This is a genomic window from Rathayibacter tanaceti, from assembly GCF_001634385.1.
Classification (GTDB): Bacteria; Actinomycetota; Actinomycetes; order Actinomycetales; family Microbacteriaceae; genus Rathayibacter; species Rathayibacter tanaceti.
The window spans coordinates 1-3,356 of the sequence record NZ_LIIN01000192.1; the positions used below are offsets into that span (position 1 = coordinate 1).

Here is a 3,356-nt window from a genome sequence, read left to right on the forward strand (position 1 = left end):
GCACTCGGCGGTTGCGAGGATGCGGCGGAGCGCGCGGGCGGCGCCGCCCTCGGCACGTGGCCGACCTCGGTCCCGCCGGCGCTCGGCGCTCCGATCGACCACGTGCTCTTCTCCGGCCGCTGGGACGTCTCGGGCTACCGCGTCGTCGACGACCGCGACGACGCGGGGAGCGATCACCGTCCGCTCATCGTCCAGCTCTCGGTGCGCGGCATGGTGAAGGACTCCTCCTGAGGGTCCTCCCCAGGCGCTGACCGACGGGCGACTCTCCGACGGGCACCGGTGCAGGCTGCGCGCGGCGACGGGAGGAGGACAATGGCGGGCATGACGAACACGGAGGAGCGGACCGCCGCTCAGACGCCCGATCCCGCCGCCGCTCCCCGCCCCCGCGCGACGGCGAACCGCTCGACCACCCCCGCGTCCGAGCGCTTCCGCGACTTCATCGCCTCCGGCTGGGCAGAGCGGGACGAGCCGCTGCCCGCCCCGCGGGAGCAGGCCTCCTTCGCCGCCGCTCGCCGCGAGCGCCTCTCGGCGCTGCACACCGGGGTCCGTCTCATCATCCCGGCGGGCCGGCTCAAGCAGCGCGCCAACGACACCGACTACCCGTTCCGAGCGCACTCTGCCTTCACCTGGCTGACCGGCTGGGGCTCGGACTCCGAGCCCGGCGCCGTCCTCGTGCTCGAGCCCGGCGAGGCGGGGCACAGCGCCGCGCTCTACTTCCGCGAGCGCGCGGGCCGCGACTCCGACGAGTTCTACGCGAACTCCGAGATCGGCGAATTCTGGATCGGCCCGCGCCCCTCCCTCGCCCAGGTGGCGAGCGACCTCGGCCTCGAGACGCGCGGCATCGACGAGCTCGACGCCGTCCTCGACGCGGACGACGGCGTACCGGTCGCCGTGCTGCGCGAGGCGGATCCGCTGGTCGCGGGTCGCCTGGCGGCCGGAGCCGACGTCCGGTCCGATCGCGACGCGACGCTCGAGCGCGACATCGCCGAGCTGCGCCTGGTGAAGGACGCCTACGAGATCGCCGAGCTGCGCGCCGCGGTCGCCGCGACCGGTCGCGGCTTCGAGGACGTCCTCGCCGAGCTCCCCCGCATCGTCGCGCACGAGCGCGGCGAGCGCCTGATCGAGGGAGTCTTCACCGGCCGGGCCCGCGCCGACGGCAACGCGGTCGGCTACGACACCATCGCCGCCGCCGGCCACCACGCCTGCATCCTGCACTGGACCCGCAACGACGGCCCGGTCCGACCCGGCCAGCTGGTGCTGCTCGACGCCGGCGTGGAACAGGAGAGCTATTACACCGCCGACATCACGCGCACCTTCCCCGTGGACGGCCGTTACACCGAGGCGCAGCGCCGCGTGCACGAGACGGTCCGGGAGGCGGCCGACACCGCCTTCGCGGTCGTGCGGCCCGGCATCCGCTTCCGCGAGGTGCATGCGGCGGCGATGGCCGTCATCGCTCGCCGCACCGCCGAGTGGGGCCTGCTGCCGGTCAGCGCCGAGGAGGCGCTCGAGGCCGACAATCAGCAGCATCGCCGCTACATGGTCCACGGCACCAGCCATCACCTCGGTCTCGACGTCCACGACTGCGCGAAGGCGCGGCGCGAGATGTACCTCGACGGTCTGATCGAGGAGGGCATGGTCTTCACGATCGAGCCCGGGCTCTACTTCCAGCCGGACGACCTCACCGTGCCGGAGGAGCTCCGCGGCATCGGTGTCCGGATCGAGGACGACGTCCTCGTCACGGCCGACGGTGTCGAGAACCTGTCGGCCGGCATCCCGCGGAGCGCCGACGAGATCGAGGCGTGGATGGCCCGTCTGGCGCGCTGACCCCCGACGGCCCCTGGAAGGGCGCTGCTCCGGTCAGGCCGCGACAGGCGACGCGAACTCGCCGCGGGAGGCGGCGAGCGCGAGCCCATCGAGCAGGGTCGCGAGCTGTCCGGCCGGCGCACCCGGGTCCTCCGGGTGCCACTGCACTCCGACGATCGGCGCCGAGGCGTGCTCGGCCGCCTCGACCACGCCGTCCTCGGCCTGCGCGACAACCCGCAGACCAGGGGCGAGCGCGTCGACCGCCTGATGGTGCGCGCTCTGCACGTCGAGCTCCCGGGCTCCGTAGAGCCCGCCGAGAATCGAGTCGGCCGCGAACTCGACCCGGTGGCGGTGCATGCGCCGGTGCGCGGGTGCCGCGGCGTTGACATGCGACGCGTCCGGGCCGAGATCCTGCACCAGCGTCCCACCGAGGGCGACGTTGACGATCTGCAGCCCGCGGCAGATGCCCAGGAGCGGCGTGCGCTGAGCCAGCGCCCGCCGAACGAGCGCGATCTGCGCGGCGTCGGCCCGCTCGGCGTGCGGTCCCTCGGCCGGGTACCCCCGCCGCGCACCGTAGCGCTCGGGGGCGATGTCCTCGCCACCGGCCAGGACCAGGGCCTGGGTACCCGCGGTCCGCTCGAGCAGCTCCTCAGTGCCGAGCTCTTCGGCCGGGAAGCGCTCCGCGTCCCAGCCCCGCTCGCGGGCGAGGGTCAGGATGCGGCCGTTCAGGACCTGCACGTAGGCGTGGTACTCCTCGCGGCCGGGACGCGCGCGGGCGACCTCGACGATGGCGAGTGAGCGGCTCATGACTCCATCGTGCGCATCGGGGCCCACGCGGTCGAGCCGACGTGTCATCCGGTGTCACACTCCGGCCGTACGATCGCCAGGTGATTCTGCCGCCCGCGTCCCACCCGGAACGGCTGCACCGTGTCCGGGCCGAGGTGTCGGCCCTCGCCGGCAGCACACCCGAGCGCCAGGTCAGGCCCCTGCGCGAGGCGGTGGAACTGGTGGCGGCGGGCGACGCCTCCGACGCGGACGCCCTGCTCGACGCCGTCGAAGCGTTCGCCCTGCTGCTCACCCGGGCTGAGGCACAGCTCAGCGGGCTCGAGCGCTCGGTCCGGGACGACCTCGAGCGGGCCGCGAGTCTCGCCAGCCTGCGCACCGCCTCGCAGCTCGCCTCCGCCGCCGATGCAGCCACCGCCGGCGCCGCGGCGCGTTCCCTCCTCCTCGATGCCGACGAGGCCCGCGCTGCGGGCGCCCGTCACGACCCCCGCCGCGATCCTCGTGCTGCTCCTCGACGCCGACGCGGCACTCGACACCGTGGTCGCCGGCTACCGCGGGCCTCGGGCGCAGGCCGAGCGACAGCTCCTCCTCTTCGAGGCGGCGCGCACCGTCGCTCTGCTGGGCGCCGATGCGGTGCACCTTCTGGGCGCCGTGCACGGCGAGCGGGTGACCGACGCGCCCCGCATCCTCGCGGAGGAGACGCGCGCGCAGCTCTCCGGAGCAGCGCGCCGCGCCGCGGGGGATCCCCTCGGCGCACTGGAACTCGCGCG

5 protein-coding genes are annotated in these 3,356 nt (G+C 74.6%); 3 read left to right on the forward strand and 2 right to left on the reverse strand.

Annotation, left to right across the window (positions count from 1 at the left end; all coding sequences use genetic code 11):
• Both ACH61_RS17590 and ACH61_RS14595 read left to right on the forward strand, forming a co-directional pair.
• A partial coding sequence (locus ACH61_RS17590) for an endonuclease/exonuclease/phosphatase family protein (RefSeq protein ID WP_330220187.1) occupies nt 1-231 on the forward strand: 231 nt, incomplete at its 5' end.
• Nucleotides 232-321: 90 nt separating this feature from the next.
• Entirely contained in the window at nt 322-1,824 is a 1,503-nt protein-coding gene (locus ACH61_RS14595) for an aminopeptidase P family protein (protein ID WP_068213442.1), read from the forward strand.
• Between the two features lie 33 nt (nt 1,825-1,857).
• On the opposite strand, the gene ACH61_RS14600 is transcribed toward ACH61_RS14595, so the two are convergent.
• Together ACH61_RS14600 and ACH61_RS14605 are read right to left on the reverse strand one after the other, a co-directional pair.
• Nucleotides 1,858-2,610: a gamma-glutamyl-gamma-aminobutyrate hydrolase family protein gene (locus ACH61_RS14600; RefSeq protein ID WP_068213436.1), complete on the reverse strand. Its 753-nt coding sequence runs from the start codon at nt 2,608-2,610 to the stop codon at nt 1,858-1,860.
• 44 nt (nt 2,611-2,654) lie between these two features.
• The gene (locus ACH61_RS14605; protein WP_068213439.1) at nt 2,655-3,068 is read right to left on the reverse strand and encodes a hypothetical protein; all 414 of its coding nucleotides are present in this window, start codon (nt 3,066-3,068) and stop codon (nt 2,655-2,657) included.
• Between ACH61_RS14605 and ACH61_RS14610 the strand changes: the two genes are divergently transcribed.
• Nucleotides 3,034-3,356: hypothetical protein (locus ACH61_RS14610; RefSeq protein WP_153038915.1), on the forward strand; the 323-nt coding region annotated here is incomplete at its 3' end. The genes ACH61_RS14605 and ACH61_RS14610 overlap by 35 nt on opposite strands.